Source organism: Hymenobacter plasmatis (assembly GCF_020711255.1).
Lineage (GTDB): Bacteria > Bacteroidota > Bacteroidia > Cytophagales > Hymenobacteraceae > Hymenobacter.
Genome location: NZ_JAJFAW010000010.1, coordinates 149,389 through 167,534, shown reverse-complemented (window position 1 = coordinate 167,534; position 18,146 = coordinate 149,389). Strand labels below are relative to the sequence as shown.

Below are 18,146 nucleotides of genomic sequence, written 5' to 3'. Positions count from 1 at the left end.
TGAGCTACTTGCTGCGTCTGCCACGCCGCGTCGTGGCCCAATTCCTGCGCCAGCAGGGCGGCTATCGTGGGAGCCGCGCGCAGCGCGGCGGCCGCGTCCAGAAACAGCAGGCGTACGCGCCGAGCCAGTACGTCTTCCACGGTGCGGGCCATTTCATAGCGCGCTGCCCACACTACTTCGGCTTGGCAAAATTCCAGCTGTGCATCCAGCTTTTGGCCCAATGCTGGAGTGTCGGTGATGAGCTGCTGCAGCTTGGATCGGTCGCTGCCGTAGTGGGCCAGACTATCGGTTACGGTAGTTTCGGAAACCACTTCGGCGCCGTGAATGGGCAGGTGCGCGGTTCGGCTGGGGGCGGCGGGCAACTGGCCCATCGCAATGGCCTGGTCGAGGGTGTCCTGGCCCATGCGGCGGTAGGTGGTCCACTTGCCGCCGGTGATGGTGATGAGGCCGCTGGCCGACGTGACGATTTTGTGGCGCCGCGAAATCTCTTTGGTTTTAGTGCTTCCAGCCGTTGAAGCCGCCAGCGGACGCAGGCCGACGAAGACGCTACGCACGTCGGCGCGGGTGGGAGCACGGGTGAGATATTGAGCCGCGGTGCGCAGCAGAAAATCGATTTCGGCTTCCTGAGCTTGGGGCTCCAGGCTGGCGGTGGGTACGAGCGTATCGGTGGTGCCCATCACCACATGGCCCAGCCACGGCACGGCAAACAGGACCCGGCCGTCTTCGGTACTGGGAATCATCAGGGCAGCATCGCCGGGCAAAAACGATTGGTCCAGCACCAGGTGCACGCCCTGGCTTGGCTGTACCAGCGGGCGGGCGCCGGGCTCGTCAAGTTGCCGCATCTCATCCACGAAAATGCCAGTGGCATTGACCACGCTTTTGGCGCGCAGCTCGTAGGCAGTGCCAGTTTCAAGGTCGGTGGCACGTACGCCAGTTAGACGGCCTTGGTCGTCTTTGAGGAAGCCCTGCACCGTGCAGTAGTTGAGGGCCGTGCCGCCGTGGTCGATGCAGGTCTGGGCCAGGTTTACAGCCAGGCGGGCATCGTCGAATTGGCCGTCGTGATAAAGCACGCCGCCGCGCAGGCCGGCAGCGCGCAGGTTGGGCAGCCTGCGCAGTGTTTCAGCTTTGCTGAGGTGGACTGATTCGCCGAGGCTCAAACGCCCGGCCAGCAGGTCGTACAGTTTCAGCCCAAGCGTGTAGAATGGGCCGCCCCACCAGTTATAATTTGGGATGACAAATGCTTGGTTGTGGCACAGGTGCGGCGCGTTTTGCAGCAGCAGGCCGCGCTCGTGCAGCGCTTCGCGCACCAGCCCAATATCTCCCTGAGCCAGGTAGCGCACCCCACCGTGCACTAGCTTGGTGCTGCGGCTACTCGTGCCCTTGGCAAAGTCGGCCTGCTCCAGCAGCAGCGTTTTGTAGCCGCGGCTGATGCCATCGAGCGCTACTCCCAGCCCTGTGGCCCCGCCGCCAATGACGATGAGGTCCCAGGTAGGCACTGAGGTGAGCTGTTGCACCAGGGTTTCTCGGCGGTAGGGGTTGATTTCAGCGGACATAACGGTGGTATACGGCGCACTTGGGGAACCTCAGCGCAGAAACCCACCAATCTGCTCCACCAGCACCGGCACGCTCAGCCCGCCCATGATGAGGACCACGACCCAGCCCGCAGCCAGCATCCACTTCGGGTGGTGGTAGGCGCCCATCAGCCGGCGGTTGGTGGCCGCTACCAGTACGATGGCCAGCGCTATTGGCAGTATCAGCCCGTTGATGGCGCCGGCAAAAACCAGCAGTTGCGTAGGCTTGCCCACCAGCACGAAGATGGCCGTGGAGAGCATGATAAACACCGAGATACAGACCCGCTCGTAGCGCTCAAAAATCGGGTGAAACGTCTTGAAAAAAGACACCGACGTGTAAGCCGCGCCCACCACCGAGGAGATGGCCGCACTCCACAGGATTACCCCGAAAATGCGGAAGCCTATCTCGCCCGCGGCAGCCCGGAACACACCGGCCGCCGGGTTTTCTGCTGCCAGCACCGCGCCATGGGTGAGCACGCCCACGATGGCCAGAAACAGCACAAACCGCATAATGGTCGAAATGACAATGCCGCTGACGGCGCTGCGCGTGACTTCCGCCTGCTGGCTCGGGCCCTTGATGCCCGCATCGAGCAAGCGGTGCGCGCCCGAAAACGTGATGTAGCCGCCCACCGTGCCGCCCACAATGGTCACAATGGCCGCCGCGCTGATTTTGACCGGCAGCAGCGTGTGGTGCAGCGCCTGTAGCAAGGGCGGGTGCGCGCTGAAGGCAATGCCCAGCGTGAGCAGAATCTTGACCGTGCCGAGAATCTTGGTGAAGCCGTCGAGCATATTCCCGATTTCGCGCACCCAAAACAGCACCAGCGCCACCCCGCAGCTAATGAGCGCGCCCTGCTCGAACGACATGCCCGTGAGCACATTCAGCCCCAGCCCGCAGCCGGCAATGTTGCCGATGTTGAACGCGAAGCCGCCCAATATGACCATAGCCGCCAGGAAGTAGCCCAGACCGGGCAGCAGCCGGTTGGCCAAGTCCTGGGCCCGCAACTCACTCACCGTGAGAATGCGCCAAGTGTTGAGCTGCGCGCCGATATCAAGCACTACCGACACCAGAATGACGAACCCGAAGCTGGTGAGCAGCTGCTGGGTAAACACCGTGGTTTGGGTCAGGAAGCCCGGCCCAATGGACGAATTGGCCATCAGGAACGCCGCTCCTAGGCTGGCCCCGCCCCACCAGCGGGCTTTGGGCAGCGGCCTCATTTGGCGGTGGCCGGGGTGGCCGCTTTCAGCTGCACGCCGGCTGCGCGCAATTCTTTGTTCAGGCGCTGCGCAAATTCCAGGGCGTGGGCGCCGTCGCCGTGCAGGCATACGGTATCGGCCCGAATGGCCACGTCGGTGCCCTGCTGGGTGCGCACCCCGCCGCCCTTCACCATGCGCAGCACCTGGGCAATGGCCGCGTCGGCGCTGGTAATGAGGGCGTCGGGCTGTCGGCGTGGGGTGAGGGTGCCGTTGGCCTGGTAGGTGCGGTCGGCAAAGACTTCGTGGGCGGTTTTCAGGCCGAGCTTCTCGCCGGCTTTGGTTAGCTCGCTGCCGGCCAAGCCGTAGAGCACCAGCTCGGGCTGCACCTTGTACACGGCTTCGGCAATGGCCTGGGCCAGGGCGGCGTTGGTGGCGGCCATGTTGTAGAGCGCGCCGTGGGGCTTGAGGTGGTGGAGCTGCCCGCCTTCGGCCCGGGCCAGGGCCGCGAGGGCGCCCAACTGGTACACCGTCATGTCAAACGCTTCCTCAGCCGAAATATCCAGGTTGCGCCGGCCAAAACCGACCAAATCGGGCAGGCCGGGGTGGGCGCCCAAAGCCACGCCGTGGTGCAGGGCCGTGCGCACGGTCTGCTTCATCACGGCCGGGTCGCCGGCGTGGAAGCCGCAGGCAATGTTGGCCGAGGTGATGAAGGGCATCAGGGCCGCGTCGTTGCCCAGCGTCCAGGCGCCGAAGCTCTCGCCCATGTCGCAGTTAAGGTCAACAGTAGGGGTTGGGGTCATAGAGAGAATGTTGGTTGAACAATGTAGAGACGCCATACTTGGCGTCTCGTCGTTGAACAGTTATCGGTAGAACGGCGTGGACGCCAAGACGCCAAGTATGGCGTCTCTACATCGTTCTGGCGTTCACTGCCCGCCGCAACGCTCGCAACCGCTGTTCCTGCGCAAGGTACAGCGCCTGCGCTTCGGCCAAAGAAACCTCTGCAAAACGGATGTGCTGCCCCGGCCGCAGCTGCGCCAAGGCCGAAAAATCAGCAGAAATAACCTGGGCAATGCGCGGGTAGCCGCCGGTAGTTTGGTGGTCGGCCATGAGCACGATGGGCTGCCCGCCGGCCGGCACCTGCACGGTGCCAAACGTGACGGCACTGGAGAGCAGCTCGCCGCTGCTGTGACGCTCCAGCATGGGCCCTTGCAGGCGGTAGCCCATACGGTCGGCCTCCGTCGTTACCATAAAAGGCTGCTGCCAAAAATTGAGCTGGCTTTCCGGTGAAAACTGCGTGTACTCCGGCCCGCTAATGGCGCGGACAACCGGGTTCGGCTGGGGCTTGGGGCAGAGCTCCGGGCCCGGCGTCCAGCGGGCTTGGGCCCAGGCGGCTTGGGGGGCATCTTGGGCTAGGGCTTGCATGAGTTTCTGGCCTGCTGCGGTGGGGCCGGGGCAGGGAATCAGGTCACCGGTTTGCAGGGCGCGGCCGTGCAGCCCACCAAAGCCAGCGCGCAGGTAAGTGGACTGGCTGCCAAGCACCGGCGCAATGTCAAACCCGCCCGAAACGGCAAGGTAGGCGCGGCTGCCGGCCACGGGTGCCCCGAACGCCAGCTCAGCTCCTGCCCTCACCCAAATGGCGCGGTTCAGCCCAACTGGCTGGCCGTTCAGGGTAGGGGAGAGGTGGGCGCCAGTGATGGCCAAGAGGTGGTCGGCTTCGAAGCGAATGCGGGGGCCGAGCAGGGTGATTTCGAGGCTGGCCGTGACTTCAGGGTTACCCACTAGCAGGTTGGCTACGCGCAGGGCGGTGGCGTCCATGGCGCCGCTCACCAAGATGCCGTCTTTCTGGTAGCCGTGCCGGCCGAGGTCTTGCACGGTGGTGAGCAGGCCGGGGCGGAGGATGCTAAGACTCATGCTGCTGGCGGTGCTGGTATTCGGCTTCACTGATGGGCACGAAACGCAGGTGCTGGCCCGCCTGCAACAGGCTGGGCTGTGCCCAGGCGGGGTCGAAGAGCCGTAGTGGCGTGCGGCCGATGAGCTGCCAGCCGCCCGGCGTGGGCATGGAATAAATACCAGTTTGCGGGCCGGCGATGCCCACGGTACCGGACGGCACCAGCGCGCGGGGCTGGGGCTTGCGGGGCGTGGCTAGGCGCGCATCCAGCCCACCGAGGTAGGGGAAGCCGGGCGCGAATCCTATCATGTGCACCAGGTACTCGGGGGAGGCGTGCAGGGCAATTACCTCCTCGGGCGCCAGTCCGGCGTGTTGCGCCACAAAGGCTAAGTCCGGCCCGTACGTGCCGCCGTAGCAAACGGGAATCTCCACATCGGTGGCCGGGCCCGCAACCGCGGTGGCCTGGGCCGCGGGCAGCATCTGTCGGAGGGTTTCGGCCACGCGCTCGTAGGGCGGGTGCTGGCCGTTGTCGCTCACCAGCCACGGGTCGTAGTACACGGTGAGGGTGGTGAAAGCGGGCACGTATTCAATCAGCCCCACGAAGGGGTGTTGAGCTAAATATGCGCTAAAGGCTTGGATGGCGCGGTGCGTAGCCGGGCTGATGCCCTCGCCGAACTCCAGTACCACAGCCGCGTCGCCCAGCGGGAACAGCCGCATGGCGAAGGCAGGGGCGGCAGACGGCTCGGGGATACTACTCACGTGCGGACGGTTACTTTTGGAGCTCGCTGCACTGGACACTCCCGATGAATTTTAGCTTCCGTAAATATGGCAGGACCGGCCCGGTTCTGCTCGCCCTGCTCACCGCGGCCTGCCACCGCCAACCCATGCCCAGCACCCCGGCATCCACCGCTGCGCAAATCCCAGCACAGGTCATAGCGCGCGCGCTGCCACCCGTCGAGAAAGGCGTTTCTGAAGCGCTGGCCGTGGCGCGCAAAAAGAACATCAGCGGCGTGGCGTACGACCTCAACCTGACCATTCCGGCCCAGAAAACCGAGCCCATTGCCGCCGTGGAGTCAGTGTCGTTCAATCTGCGCGAAAACCTCGACCCAGTGCAGCTCGATTTCAAAGCGCCCACCGAGTACCTGCACAGCCTCACGGTAAACGGCCAGCCGGTGGCCATCGACCACCGCAACGAGCACCTCGTGCTGCCGGCCGCCGCGCTGAAGCCGGGCCGCAACGTGGCCGAAATCCACCTGCGGGCTGGCGAGCAGTCCCTGAACCGCAACGCCGATTACCTCTACACGCTGCTGGTGCCCGACCGCGCCCGCACCGTCTTCCCGGTCTTCGACCAGCCCAACCTGAAGGCCACCTTCACCCTGGCCCTCACCGTGCCCGCGGGCTGGCAGGCCATGGGCAATGCGCCGGTGCGGGACTCGGTGAGCAGCGGCGCTACCAAGTCGTACGCCTTCGCCCCGTCCGACAGCATCAGCACCTACCTTTTTTCCTTCGCGGCGGGCAAGTTTACGCGGGTCAACCGCACGCTGAACGGCCGGGCCATGAGCCTGCTGCACCGCGAAACCGACCCGGCCAAATTGCGCCTGAGTCTCGGCCCCATCTTCCAGCTGCACGCCGATGCGCTGCAGTTCATGGAGCAGTACACCGGCCTGCCGTACCCTTTCCAGAAGTTCGATTTTGTGTCGATTCCGGACTTCCAATACGGGGGCATGGAGCACGTGGGGGCGATTGACTACAAGGCCTCGACGCTGTTTCTGGACGAAGGCGCCACGCAGGACCAAATCCTGGCCCGCTCCAACCTGGTCTCGCACGAAACGGCCCACATGTGGTTCGGCGATTTGGTGACCATGCAGTGGTTCAACGACGTGTGGATGAAGGAGGTATTTGCCAATTTTATGGCCGACAAAGTCACGCAGGTGGCCGTCAAAAATTCGAACTACGACCTTAAGTTCGTCATCGACCACTACCCCGCCGCCTACGGTATCGACCGCACGGCCGGGGCTAACCCCATCCGCCAGCCCCTGGCCAACCTGCAGGACGCGGGCTCGCTCTACGGCAACATCATCTACCACAAAGCGCCCATCATGATGCGGCAGCTCGAGCGGCTGATGGGCCCCGCTGCCTTCCAGCAGGGCCTGCAGGAATACCTGCGGAAATACGCCCACGGCAACGCCACCTGGCCCGACCTCATCGACATCCTGGACGCCCGCACCCCCGCCGACCTCCAGGCCTGGAACCAGGTGTGGGTAAACCAGCCCGGCCGCCCCGTCTTCACCTACGACCTGCAAACCCGCGCCGGTAAAATCGCCAGCCTCGCCCTCACCCAGCGCGCCGAAGACAACTCCGACCGCCTCTGGCCCCAGCTCTTCGAGGTGCTGCTGGTGTACCCCGGCGGCCGCACCAAAGAGCTGACCGTGAACATGACCGCGCGCACCGTGGCCTTGCCCCAGGCTGCGGGCCAGCCCGTGCCCAGCTTCATCCTGTTCAACTCCACCGGCCTGGGCTACGGCGTGTTCCCGGTGGCCCGGCAGCTCACCGGCCAGCTGGCCGCGCTGAAAAACCCGGTGGCCCGCGCCACGGCCTACGTCAACCTCTACGAGAACATGCTCAACGGCCAGGTCATCAAGCCGCAGGAGCTGCTCGCGGTGTACCGCCAAGCCCTCACCCGCGAGCCCGAAGAGCTCAACCTGAAGCTGCTCACCGGCCAGGTCAGCGACATTTTCTGGCACTTCCTCAGCCCAACCCAGCGCCTGGCCGTGGTGCCGGCCCTGGAAAAAGACCTGTGGGCCGCCCTGCAGAAAAACCCGGCCGCCAACTCCAAGAAGCTGCTCTTCAAAACCTATCAATCCATCGCCCTCACCAAGCCGGCCCAAGAACGCCTCTACCAAATCTGGCAAGCGCAGAAAGCCCCCACCGGCGTAAAGCTGACCGAGGACGACTACACCGCCCTGGCCCTGGCGCTGGCCGTGCGCGACTACCCCGCCCCGCAGCCCATCCTGCCTGCGCAGCTCGCCCGCATCAAGAACGTGGACCGCCGCCAGCGCCTGGAGTTTATGATGCCCGCCCTATCGCCCGATGTGGCCACGCGCGACGCGTTTTTTGAAAGCCTGAAAGACGAGAAAGGCCGCGACAAAGAAGCCTGGGTCACCTCCGCGCTGGGCTACCTGCATCACCCGTTGCGCCAGGCCACGTCCCAGAAGTACCTGCCCGCCAGCCTGGCGCTGCTGGAAGAAATTCAGCTCACCGGCGATATTTTCTTCCCGTATTCCTGGCTGCAGGCCACGCTGGGCTCCTACCAAACGGCCTCGGCCGCCAGCACCGTGCGGACTTTTCTACAAGCCCACCCCGACTACAACCCCAAGCTGCGCGCCAAGCTCCTGCAAGCGGCCGACGACCTGTTTCGGGCCGAGCGGCTGGTGCCAGCCGCCGTGGAAATGGCTCCTTGAAAGAAGATGCAGTAGGTTGTGAACTAGTAGCTTGAGCTGGATTGTACGGCTAGCTGGCCGACCCACGGAAAGTTCTGCTGCAGCAGGGTGCTTATTTTTTCTTTGGTCAGGGGTTTGCTCACCACGTCGGCGATGGGCGTGGTTTGCACGCGGTCCAGGTCGTAGGGGTGCACGGAGCTGCTGAGCACCACGATAACGGCCGACTGCTGCTGAACCAGGGGCAGGGCGTGGTAGGCCTCGAGAAACTCAATGCCGTCCATCACGGGCATGTTCAGGTCGAGCAGGACCAGGGCAGGGTTGGTGGGGCTGAACACCGTGCCGTGCTGGGCCAGCACTTCGAGGGCTTCTTCGCCGTTGGCGGCGCTCAGCACCTGGTTGGCTACGCCCATGCTGGTTAAGAGCCGTTCACTCAGGAAATTGCTGGTTTCGTCGTCGTCGACCAGCAGTATAGTGGATAGTTTTTTCATCGCAGATAATTTGTGCAGACAGGAAATAAAGCGGGGACTAAGCGACCCGCTTGGGGGTGGCTCAGCTTGCGCTGGAAGGGGCCGGCAGCGAGACGGTGAACGTGGAGCCGACGCCGGGCGCGCTGTGCACCGCGATGGTGCCGCCGGCGTTTTCCACAATGCGCTTCACCATGTAGAGGCCAATGCCGGAGCCTTCCACGTGGTCGTGCAGGCGGCGGAACATGCCAAAAAGCTTGCCCTGCTGGCTGGTAGTCAGGCCCAAGCCGTTGTCCTGCACCTCGAGCACGATGGTGTGGGCGCTGCTGTGGCAGCGTAGCAGCACCAGCGGCGGGCGGTCGGGGTGGCGGTACTTCACGGCATTGCTGAGCAAGTTGTACACAATGCAGCGCAGGTTTTTGGGCGCAAACGACATGTGGGGGCAGGCCTCGACGTCGACGGTGAGCTGCGCACCGGCGTCGGCCAGAGCAGGGGCCAGGTCGAGGCGGACGTCTTCGACCAGTGCCGCCAAATCCATGGTTTCGGCGGGCTGCGTCTGGGCCTGCTGCAGCCGCGACACGTCGGTGAGCTGGGCAATGGTGAGCTTGAAGCGGTCGACGGAGCGCTGCATGCGCTCGAGCATGGGCTGCACGAACGGCGCCTGCCGCACCTCGGCGGGCAGCTCCTCGAGCAGGGCGTGAAGCAACCCCTCCAGGTTGCTGATAGGCGCCTTTAGGTCGTGGGAGGCGGTGTAGATAAACATGTCTAGGTCGGCATTCACGCGGGTGAGCTGGCGCTGCATTTCTATCTGCTTGTGAATCTCGATGTTGACTCCGCTGTAGCCGACCAGCTGCCCATCGGCCCGGAAATTGGGCTGGGTGCGGGTGAGCGACCAGCGGTACTCGCCGTCGCGGCGACGGATGCGGTACACCGGGCTTTCCCACCCCTGGGCAGTGGCCAGCGAGGCTTTGAAGGCCGCCCTGAGCGCCGGGGCGTCGTCCGGATGCACGGTGTCCCACACGCGGTCCAGGTCGGTGGGGCCCGGGGCCAGGCCGCTCCACTCAAACAACGCCTCGTTGACGTAAGTCATGCGGCCGGCGGGGTCGGTGCGAAATAGGAACACGGGCACGTTGGCCATCACCAGCTGGATTTCGGTGGCGGCCCGGGTGGCCTGCTGGCGCCCGTGCACCTGGTCGGTTACGTCGTAGGCGAAGATGGAAACGCCGGCCGTGCGGCCATCCTCCAGGTACGCATCGTAGGAAAACGTGAAGTAGCGGGTGAGCGGTGGCTGGCCGTCGGGCGGCGTTAGGGTCAGGGGCTGCGCCACGCCAAACGACGATTTGCCGGAGGTATACACGTCGTCGAGGCGGGCCACAATGCCCTGGGCCACGGCCTCGGGGTGCAGCACCGCCACGGGAAAGCCCGGCGTGAGGTGCCGGCCGGAAAACAGCCGCTGGTAAGCCGGGTTGCCGTATTCGAGCCGGTGCGCCGGACCCCGTAGAATGCATACGATGGCCTGCGTCTGGCCCATGAAGCGCTCGAGGCTGGCGCGCTGGCGCTGGGCGTCGACCTGGGCCAGCTGCTCGCGGGCGCGGCTCGCGCGCAGGGCTGCTTCCATGGGCAGCTGGGCGAGCTGGCCGGTGCAACAGAGCTTGACCACTAGGCGCTTGGCCTGGCGGGAGGCCTCGATGCAAAGGGGCGCGGCCAGGCTTTCCGGCGGGCCCGGGCACTCGAAGTACCCGGGCTGGCCGGTTTCCAGTACGCCGCCCAGAAAGGCCAGCACCCGGGCTTCAGAAGCGTGGGGGAAGCAGGCCAGGAAAGCGGTTTCGGGGTAGTCGGATAGATCCAACAGGCGTTGGGCGGCGGGGTTGAGGTATTCGAAAGAAAAGTTGATAATCGCCTGATTATCGTCAGCGTAGCGGGGGCATATCAGGGCCAGGGCAGTCTGGGATACGTCGAGCAGCGCCAGGAGCTCGTCGGAGCTGGGCAGGGCCAGGGGAGCCCTGGCGGAAGTAAGCGGCATAAAGGCACGGGCGGCGCTGGAGCGCCAAGGAAACTTCGGCCGGGAAAGCAGCGGCTACAACTGCGGGCGGGTAATTGCCGATGGCCGCGCACTTGCGGCGAAAGGGCCCCCACGGCGCGGGGGCGGGCCGGGCGGCTGTCCATGCAGAACCGGCAGGTGTGTATACGGGCTCAGCTCAATTATCGCCGAAACCCAATGAAAACAAGTGAGTTATTGGCTTCATTGACCACTGCTGGCCGCGCCCGCGGTCCATCGGATGCCCCAGGGCAAGTGCTGCCTGGGCAAAGGAAAAGAGTCGGATATATAAAACTATTCGTGCTCTGCCATGCATTATTCCGCTTAACTTTCCGGCATGAACTACCTCTCCGCTCTGGCCTTCTCCCTGCTGCTTGCTACCACGGCTCATGCCCAGGCACCTTCGCCAGTTCCCACTGCCGCGCCCCGGCCCACCATTCAGGTTACCGAAAAGTCTTCCGTAATCGATGCGGCCGGCAATCCGCTGGCTTATCCCGTGTGGCGCCAGATGCTGGCTACCAGCGAGTTTAAGCTGCGGGCCGCCCCCGGCTCCTCGGCCGCGGCGCCGGTGTTTCAGGTAGTGGCGCGCACGCCGGAAGAGCGGGCCGCCTACCTGGCCCAGCTGCCGGCGCCCCAGGAAAGCCCCTTCTTCACCACTGGGCAAACGCTGGCTCCCTTCAAGCTGCGCGACGTGAACGGCCGCAAGTATGACAGCAAGGACCTGGCGGGCAAAATTGTCGTGCTCAACTTCTGGTTCATCGGCTGCCCACCGTGCCGGGCCGAGATTCCGGAGCTCAACAAGCTGGTGCAGCAGAACGCCAAGCGCGACGACGTGGTCTTTCTGGCTGTGGCCTTGGACCAGCGCGGGGCCATTGAGAAGTTCACGCAGCAGTTTCCGCTTGAGTACGCCATCGTCGCCGATGGCCGGTACGTGGCCGAGAAATACGGCGTAAGGTCTTACCCCACCAACTTGGTTCTAGACCGCCAAGGCAAAGTGGTTTTTCACACCCAGATTCACCCCGACATCGTGGCCTACTTGCAGAAAGCCATCGACGAGGTGAAATAAGCCAGCCCGGTCGCGGATGGCCCATGCCGCAGTTTAGCTCAATTTGTAGGGTTTAAAATCAGCTCAAGTCTGGGCGCAGGCAGCCCCGGCTAGTCCAGCCAATACGGCTTAGGCCAGCGGCTTCTCCAGCACCAGCAGGGTGAGGGGCTGCTTGGGAATGCCGTAGCGCGGGTCGGTAGGGAAGGGCTCGGTATCGCCGGTTTGGCGGTAGCCCTGCCGCTCGTAGAAGGCAATGAGCTCGGGGCGCACGGAGATGACCGTCATCTTGCTCACCGTGCAGCCGTGCTGGCGGCCGTAGTCCTCAGCGGCCTGGATGAGAAACTTGCCCACGCCCTGGGCCTGGCCGGTGGGGTCGACCGCCAACATGCCCAAGTACACTTTAGAGCCAGTTGGGTGGGCGTAAAAGCTGCCCAGCAGCTCCTCGTTTGGGCCCAGGCAGAGCAGCATCGCCGCTGCAGGCACGGCCAGCATCTCACGAATCCCTTCTTCATCGATGCGCTGGCCGTCGAGCAAATGGGCCTCGGTGGTCCAGCCCTGGCGGGAGGAGTCACCACGATAGGCGCTGTTCACGAGGCGGACGAGGCGGGGCGCATCGGCCGGAGTGGCCGTGGCTAAGCGAAAAGGGGTAGGCATTCGGCAAAAATAAGGTGGTTCGCCAGACAAGCTTTGAACCACGGTCATGCTTATTTGGGTCCGGCGGAGCTAACGCATTTCTACAGGGGGGTAGTAGCTCAATCGGCTGTCATGCTGAGCCTGCGAAGCATCTTGTCAGGTTAGAGCAAGTTGTTCTTCGGTGATAAGATGCTTCGCAGGCTCAGCATGACAGACACCTCAGCATGACGGTCATTTTTAGCACCAGTTCCCGTTCGTTGGCCCAACTGCTGCTACCGCCTCAAATACTGACCTAGCTCCGATACCGAAGCAATGCCCAGTTGTTGCGCCTGTTGCTGCCGCATCAGCAGCGCGTAGGTGTTGTTGAAGCCCAGCGGGGCCAGCCACTCCAGCTGATAGCGGCGGCGGAATTCGCGGCGCACGTAGTTGAGCACGGCTGCGGGGCGGCCGGCCAGCGAGTCGACCACGGCGGGCGTGGGCTGCAGCAGTACGAGCAGGCCAGTGCCGGTGTATTCGGGGTACATATCGATGGCGCCGTCGCGCAGGGCTTCGAAGCAGATGGTGGTGCCACCGAGGCCGGTTTTGGTTTGCACGGCCAGGTCGGTGTTGCCGCGAATGAGGGCGGCGTACATCTCGGCCAGAATGTATTGCTCGGCAAAAATCTTGGAGCCCAGGCGCACCACTGGCGCGCCCGCCTGCGCTGGCAGGGGAGCCCGCCAGAGTCCGCGCCGCTTGAGAAAGGCTTCGGCAATGAATTTGGGGTCCTGATGCAGGTAGTCGGCCCGGTAGTTCAGGTCGGTCATCACCGAATCGGAAATCTGCCCATCGAGTTGAGCTAGCACGGCGGCAAGCTCGGGATGCTCGCGCAGCAGCGCGGGGCGCACGACTGGTACGGCATAGTAGGGCGGGAACACGCGGCGGTCGTCGCGCAGCACGCGGAGGTGGTAGGCCCGAATGCGGCCGTCGGTGGAGTAGCCGTCGATGACGTCGACGTCGGCGTGGCGGGCGGCTTCGTACACCAGCGCGGGGGCCAGTACCACGCTGGGCAAGTGCTTCAGGCCGTAGGTTTTGGTGAGGCTGGGCAGCCCGTCGGCCCGGCCCACAAACTCTGGGCTGAAGCCGGCCAGCAGTTTGCCCGTGGCGCGGGGCAGCAGGTAGAGTGCACCCAGCAGCGGCAGCGCCACCAGCAGGGCCGTGCCCACTTGGCCCAGGCGGCGCGTGCTCAATTTTTGTACCCCGCCCAGCAGTGCGTCAAAGGCCAGCGCCAGCCCGGCGGCCGGTAGCGCCCCGGCCAGAATCATCGCCGGGTTGTTCAAGGCAATGCCGCCAAAAATGAACTCGCCCAGCCCGCCGGCCGCCACGTAGGCGGCCAGCGTAGCCACGCCCACATTGATGACCGTGGCCGTACGAATGCCGGCCATGAGCACCGGCAGGGCCAGTGGCAGCTCAACTTTTCGCAGCAACTGTCCATCGGTCAGGCCCAGGCCGCGGGCGGCTTCAACCACGGCCGGGGGCACGCCCTGAATCCCGGCCAGCGTGTTGCGGATAATGGGCAGCAGCGAGTACAGAAACAGCGCGAAAATGGCCGGCTTTGGCCCAATGCCCAGCAGCGGAATCAGGAAGCCGAGCAGCGCAATGCTGGGCACGGTTTGGAGCACGCCCGCTAGGCCCAACACTGCGGGCGCCCAGCGGGGCCGCCGCGACAGCCACAGGCCTAGCGGTACGCCCAGCAGCACCGCCAGCAACAGGGAGGCCGCTGTGAGGCCAATATGCTGCAGGGTTTGCTCGCCGAGCTTGCCGGCTTGCTCGTGCCAGAAAGTGAACAGGGCCGTTAGCGTTTCCATGCGTCCTCCTCTCGTTGCAAGGCCTGGCCAAAAGCCGCCATGAGTTCGGCTAGGGTGAAGGTGGCCGCAGTAGGGGCCTGGCCGCCAGTCAAGGCTTCCAAGGCTTCGTTCACGGTAGTGTATGCAGTGAAGCGAGCCGGTGCATTACTATCAGCGACTCTAGCTTCCTCAGTTTCATTTGCTTTCAGTCGTCGCACCTCATCGCCGGAAAAGATGTCGCCCAGCGTAAGCGTGCGCAGCTGCAGGGCCAGCCGTTCGCCGACGAAAAAGCTGCGCACAAACGAATTATTGGGCTGAAATAGTAGCTCGCGCGGAGTGCCCAATTGCTGCACCTTGCCCGCGTCGAGCAGCAGAATGCGGTCGGCCAGCTCGAAGGCTTCGGTCACGTCGTGGGTGACGAGCACCACCGTCTTGCGGCGCAGCTCCTCCAGCTCTCGAAACTCGCGGCGGATGCTGGCACGGGTCAGCGGGTCGAGGGCGCCGAAGGGCTCGTCGAGCAGCACGATGGGCGGGTCAGCGGCCAGGGCGCGGGCTAGGCCCACTCGTTGCTGCTGCCCGCCCGAGAGCTGGTGGGGGTACTGGCCGGCGTAGCGCGCGGGCGGCAGGTGCAGCCGGGTGAGCAGCGCCATGGTGCGGTCCTCGATGGCGGCCGGCGCGTGGCCGAGCAGGCGCGGCACCACGGCCACGTTTTCGGCCACGGTGTAGTGCGGCAGCAGGCCCACTTGCTGAATGACGTAGCCGATGCCGCGCCGCAGCGTTTCGGGCTGCTGGCTGAGCACGTTCTGGCCGTTGATTTCCACTGTGCCGCCGTCCGGCTCAATCAGGCGGTTGAGCATCTTGAGCAGCGTGGTCTTGCCGCAGCCGCTGGGCCCGAGCAGCACCAGCGTTTCGCCGGCCGCGAGCTCGAAGGACACGTCCTGCACCACGGCATGTGCCCCAAAGCGCTTGCTGAGGTGAGAAACACGGATAACAGGCGGGGATGGGTCGGGCATGGCGTAGGGCGAGGCAATGTAAACCCAACGGGTGGAATCGGGTTTTCCAGTTCGCATTTTACCCGAAGCATTACCGCCGTGTACCTTCGGCCACCTGATCTATCAAGCCTCTTCAATCTCCTCTCATGCTGTCCAAATCACTGCTTTCGTTCCTGCTGCTGGTAGCCTTGCGCTTGCCGCTGGCCGCCCAAATGTATTCCACCACCGACCCCTTTGCCCACACCTTCAGCATTGTGGCGCGCGACCCGGCCACCGGCGAAATGGCCGTAGCCGTGCAAAGCCACTGGTTTTCGGTGGGCACCTCGGTGAGCTGGGGCGAAGCCGGCGTGGGCGTGGTGGCTACGCAGTCCTTCACCAACAAGTCGTTCGGCCTGCGCGGGCTGGCCTTGCTGAAAAGCGGCAAATCAGCCCAACAAGCGCTGGACGAACTGCTGGCCAACGACGAAGGCCGCGACGTGCGCCAGGTGGCCATCCTCGACAACCAGGGCCGCGTGGCCACTCACACCGGCAAGAAGTGCGTCGACATGGCCGGCCACATCGCCGGCAACCAATTTTCGGTGCAGGCCAACATGATGCTATCGGATAAAGTGTGGCCCGCCATGGCCAAGGCCTACGAGCAAAACGCCAAGCTGCCCCTGGCCGAGCGGGTGCTGGCCGCGCTCGATGCGGCCCAGGCTGCGGGCGGCGATATCCGCGGCCGGCAGTCAGCGGCGTTGCTGGTCGTGCGCGGCACTACTACCGAAGGCCCCTGGGCCGACCGCCTCGTGGACCTGCGCGTGGACGACCACGCCACGCCCCTCGTTGAGCTGCGCCGCCTGCTCAGCCTGCACCGCGCCTACGAGCATATGAACGCCGGCGACCTGGCCGTGGAGAAAAACGACATGCCCAAAGCCATCCAGGAGTACCAGGCCGCCGAAAAGATGTTCCCCCAGAACCTGGAAATGAAGTACTGGCACGCCATCACCCTGGCTAATAAGCAGCAGGTGCCCGCCGCGCTGGCTCTGCTCCGCCCCATTTTCAAGCAGGAGCCCAACTGGCGCATCCTCACCGAGCGCCTGCCCAAAGTAGGCTTGCTGACCGTGAGCGCCTCGGAGCTCAAGCAGATTCTGACCCTGAAGTAGCCCAATGTTGGGTAGGCTGAGTGTAGCTAAAGCATTTTACATCTTGCTCTTTCACGCCTCTTGTCATGCAGAGCGCAGCGAAGCATCTTCTCACGGCTCAACGACTCGTTCAAATGGGATAAGATGCTTCGCTGCGCTCTGCATGACAAACGATTAGTGTGAAGGCGGCACTCAGTATGATGTTATCAAATGTCTAATCATCCTTACCTATGAAATCCTTCTTCCAAATAAGTGCCCTCACTTGCCTGCTCTTGAGCAGCGCCGCCCAGGCGCAAGCGACGCTCACCGTGCCCGCGCCCGTTAAGCAGGCAATGGACCAAGTGCAGCCGGAGGCCATCAAAGCCCACATTGCCTACCTGGCCGATGACCGGCTGCAGGGCCGCCAGGCCGGCACGCCCGGCTACCAAATGGCCGTCGACTACGTCGTAAAGCAGCTGAAAAGCATGGGCGTGCAGCCCGCCGGCGAAGGCGGCACCTACATTCAAAAAGTAAAGTTGCGTCGGGCGTTTTTGAGTCCTGGGGCTACTTTCGCTGCCCGCGATGCCCAAGGCGCAACGCTGCCTCTGGTGGCAGGTCAGGATTACGTGGTATACCCCAATCCCGAGTGGCGCGCCATTGCGGTGGATGACTCGCCGCTGGCCTTTGCCGGCTTTGGCATCAGCGCGCCTGAATTGGGCTACGATGACTTTGCCGGTCTCAATGTGAAAGGCAAAATGGTGGTAATTGTGCGCGGTGCGCCGCGCACGTTTGCCTCTACGGTGGCGGCCGCTAGCCAAGACATGTCGGGCATATTGCAAGCTGCCGTGAAGCGCGGCGCTCTGGGAGTGGTGGTAGCATCGACTCATGCCGGGGCATTGCCTGATGTGAAGCGCGGTACGTATAGCGTATTGGGCCCCAATGGCAAAGTGGCAGCTTCCCGTACGGTCGCCGTGGGCAGCAACCAGATGCACATGTACGCCGCCATTAGCGCCGCCACTCTCCAGCGCCTTATGCAGAATGCCGGGCTTGATACTGCTCAGGTTTTCGCGTCCATTAGGAGGGGCAAGCCGGCTTCAGCCCCGTTAAAAGCCTCCGTAAGCGCCAGTGCACAGTCCACTTATCAAGATATTGAGAGCTACAACGTGGTGGGCAAATTCACGGGCTCCAATGCCAAGCTGCGCAACGAATACGTGGTGCATTCGGCCCACCTCGACCACATCGGCATCACCGCGCCGGTGAAAGGCGACTCCATCAACAACGGCGCGCACGACAACGCCTCGGGCGTGGCCTGCGTGCTGGAAATCGCCAAAGTATACTCCAAACTCAAAGAGAAGCCCAAGCGCTCGATGCTGTTCGTGTTCATGACCGGTGAGGAGTTGGGACTGCTCGGCTCGGCGGCCTTCACGGCCAATCCCACCGTGCCCAAGGCCAGCATCGTGGCCGATGTGAACATGGACATGCCCACCATCATTGCCCCGCTGCTGTCGGTGGTGGCGCTGGGCGGCCAGCATTCCACCCTGCTTGAGCCGGTGAAACGCGCTACCGCCTACCTGGGCATCGCGCTGGAACAGGACCCCGAGCCCGAACAAAACCGCTTTATCCGCAGCGACCAGTACAACTTCGTGACCGCCGGCATTCCGGCCCTGCACATCAAATACGGCAACAAAACCGCCGACGGCCGCAACAACCTCAGCGAAGAAGTGCAGAAGTGGCGCGCCGTCACGTACCACAAGCCACAAGACGACATCAACGGCATATTCGACTTCGAGGCCGGCAAGAAATACGTGCAGCTCTGCTTCCTGATTGGCTACCAAGTAGCTCAGAATCCTGTGCGGCCCACCTGGAACAAGGGTGACTTTTTCGGCCAGCGCTACGGCAGCCGCTAACTCAAGAATTAAGCAAGAAAAAAGACCGTCATGCTGAGCGCAGTCGAAGCA

At 63.8% G+C, this 18,146-nt stretch carries 14 protein-coding genes; 4 read left to right on the top strand and 10 right to left on the bottom strand.

What is annotated here, in order from left to right; all coding sequences use genetic code 11:
• The 5 genes from LJ738_RS09605 to pxpB form a co-directional block, all read right to left on the bottom strand.
• Positions 1 to 1,553: glycerol-3-phosphate dehydrogenase/oxidase (locus LJ738_RS09605; protein WP_227786112.1), on the bottom strand; the 1,553-nt coding region annotated here is incomplete at its 3' end.
• 30 nt (positions 1,554 to 1,583) lie between these two features.
• Positions 1,584 to 2,786: an NRAMP family divalent metal transporter gene (locus tag LJ738_RS09600; protein ID WP_227786111.1), complete on the bottom strand. Its 1,203-nt coding sequence runs from the start codon at positions 2,784 to 2,786 to the stop codon at positions 1,584 to 1,586.
• Positions 2,783 to 3,565, bottom strand: a complete 783-nt coding sequence (locus tag LJ738_RS09595) for a LamB/YcsF family protein (protein ID WP_227786110.1) — start codon at positions 3,563 to 3,565, stop codon at positions 2,783 to 2,785. Before LJ738_RS09595 ends, LJ738_RS09600 begins: the two co-directional genes overlap by 4 nt.
• Positions 3,566 to 3,671: 106 nt before the next feature.
• On the bottom strand, positions 3,672 to 4,706 hold the full coding sequence (locus tag LJ738_RS09590; RefSeq protein WP_227786109.1) for a 5-oxoprolinase subunit C family protein: 1,035 nt from the start codon (positions 4,704 to 4,706) through the stop codon (positions 3,672 to 3,674).
• Positions 4,666 to 5,412 (bottom strand): 5-oxoprolinase subunit PxpB, encoded by a 747-nt coding sequence (gene pxpB, locus LJ738_RS09585; RefSeq protein ID WP_227786108.1) that lies wholly within the window; start codon positions 5,410 to 5,412, stop codon positions 4,666 to 4,668. The genes LJ738_RS09590 and pxpB overlap by 41 nt, the downstream gene beginning before the upstream one ends.
• Positions 5,413 to 5,537: 125 nt before the next feature.
• Between pxpB and LJ738_RS09580 the strand changes: the two genes are divergently transcribed.
• Positions 5,538 to 8,114, top strand: a complete 2,577-nt coding sequence (locus tag LJ738_RS09580) for a M1 family aminopeptidase (protein WP_227786107.1) — start codon at positions 5,538 to 5,540, stop codon at positions 8,112 to 8,114.
• Between the two features lie 23 nt (positions 8,115 to 8,137).
• On the opposite strand, the gene LJ738_RS09575 is transcribed toward LJ738_RS09580, so the two are convergent.
• The gene (locus LJ738_RS09575) at positions 8,138 to 8,581 is read right to left on the bottom strand and encodes a response regulator (protein WP_227786106.1); all 444 of its coding nucleotides are present in this window, start codon (positions 8,579 to 8,581) and stop codon (positions 8,138 to 8,140) included.
• A 61-nt stretch (positions 8,582 to 8,642) separates the two neighbouring features.
• A complete protein-coding gene (locus tag LJ738_RS09570) occupies positions 8,643 to 10,580 on the bottom strand; it encodes a PAS domain-containing sensor histidine kinase (RefSeq protein ID WP_227786105.1) in 1,938 nt (645 codons plus the stop codon).
• Positions 10,581 to 10,932: 352 nt separating this feature from the next.
• On the opposite strand from LJ738_RS09570, the gene LJ738_RS09565 reads away from it, so the two are divergent.
• The gene (locus tag LJ738_RS09565; protein WP_227786104.1) at positions 10,933 to 11,661 is read left to right on the top strand and encodes a TlpA family protein disulfide reductase; all 729 of its coding nucleotides are present in this window, start codon (positions 10,933 to 10,935) and stop codon (positions 11,659 to 11,661) included.
• 108 nt (positions 11,662 to 11,769) lie between these two features.
• On the opposite strand, the gene LJ738_RS09560 is transcribed toward LJ738_RS09565, so the two are convergent.
• From LJ738_RS09560 to LJ738_RS09550, 3 genes are all read right to left on the bottom strand, one after another.
• Positions 11,770 to 12,294: a GNAT family N-acetyltransferase gene (locus LJ738_RS09560; RefSeq protein WP_227786103.1), complete on the bottom strand. Its 525-nt coding sequence runs from the start codon at positions 12,292 to 12,294 to the stop codon at positions 11,770 to 11,772.
• A 251-nt stretch (positions 12,295 to 12,545) separates the two neighbouring features.
• Positions 12,546 to 14,117: an ABC transporter permease/substrate-binding protein gene (locus tag LJ738_RS09555; RefSeq protein ID WP_227786102.1), complete on the bottom strand. Its 1,572-nt coding sequence runs from the start codon at positions 14,115 to 14,117 to the stop codon at positions 12,546 to 12,548.
• On the bottom strand, positions 14,105 to 15,166 hold the full coding sequence (locus tag LJ738_RS09550) for an ABC transporter ATP-binding protein (RefSeq protein WP_317206793.1): 1,062 nt from the start codon (positions 15,164 to 15,166) through the stop codon (positions 14,105 to 14,107). Before LJ738_RS09550 ends, LJ738_RS09555 begins: the two co-directional genes overlap by 13 nt.
• 68 nt (positions 15,167 to 15,234) lie before the next feature.
• Here LJ738_RS09550 and LJ738_RS09545 point away from each other — a divergent pair, with 68 nt between their 5' ends.
• Positions 15,235 to 16,230, top strand: a complete 996-nt coding sequence (locus tag LJ738_RS09545; RefSeq protein WP_227786101.1) for a DUF1028 domain-containing protein — start codon at positions 15,235 to 15,237, stop codon at positions 16,228 to 16,230.
• 209 nt (positions 16,231 to 16,439) lie between these two features.
• Positions 16,440 to 18,095: a M28 family peptidase gene (locus LJ738_RS09540; RefSeq protein WP_227786100.1), complete on the top strand. Its 1,656-nt coding sequence runs from the start codon at positions 16,440 to 16,442 to the stop codon at positions 18,093 to 18,095.
• The last annotated feature ends 51 nt before the right edge of the window (positions 18,096 to 18,146 follow it).

Bases quoted from the DNA above. Each gene is read 5' to 3' on its own strand.
- LJ738_RS09600 (WP_227786111.1), bottom strand. From the start codon at position 2,786: ATGAGGCCGCTGCCCAAAGCCCGCTGGTGGGGCGGGGCCAGCCTAGGA.
- LJ738_RS09565 (WP_227786104.1), top strand. From the start codon at position 10,933: ATGAACTACCTCTCCGCTCTGGCCTTCTCCCTGCTGCTTGCTACCACG.
- LJ738_RS09560 (WP_227786103.1), bottom strand. From the start codon at position 12,294: ATGCCTACCCCTTTTCGCTTAGCCACGGCCACTCCGGCCGATGCGCCC.
- LJ738_RS09595 (WP_227786110.1), bottom strand. From the start codon at position 3,565: ATGACCCCAACCCCTACTGTTGACCTTAACTGCGACATGGGCGAGAGC.
- LJ738_RS09550 (WP_317206793.1), bottom strand. From the start codon at position 15,166: ATGCGAACTGGAAAACCCGATTCCACCCGTTGGGTTTACATTGCCTCG.
- LJ738_RS09540 (WP_227786100.1), top strand. From the start codon at position 16,440: ATGAAATCCTTCTTCCAAATAAGTGCCCTCACTTGCCTGCTCTTGAGC.
- LJ738_RS09580 (WP_227786107.1), top strand. From the start codon at position 5,538: ATGCCCAGCACCCCGGCATCCACCGCTGCGCAAATCCCAGCACAGGTC.
- LJ738_RS09555 (WP_227786102.1), bottom strand. From the start codon at position 14,117: ATGGAAACGCTAACGGCCCTGTTCACTTTCTGGCACGAGCAAGCCGGC.
- LJ738_RS09545 (WP_227786101.1), top strand. From the start codon at position 15,235: ATGCTGTCCAAATCACTGCTTTCGTTCCTGCTGCTGGTAGCCTTGCGC.
- LJ738_RS09570 (WP_227786105.1), bottom strand. From the start codon at position 10,580: ATGCCGCTTACTTCCGCCAGGGCTCCCCTGGCCCTGCCCAGCTCCGAC.
- LJ738_RS09575 (WP_227786106.1), bottom strand. From the start codon at position 8,581: ATGAAAAAACTATCCACTATACTGCTGGTCGACGACGACGAAACCAGC.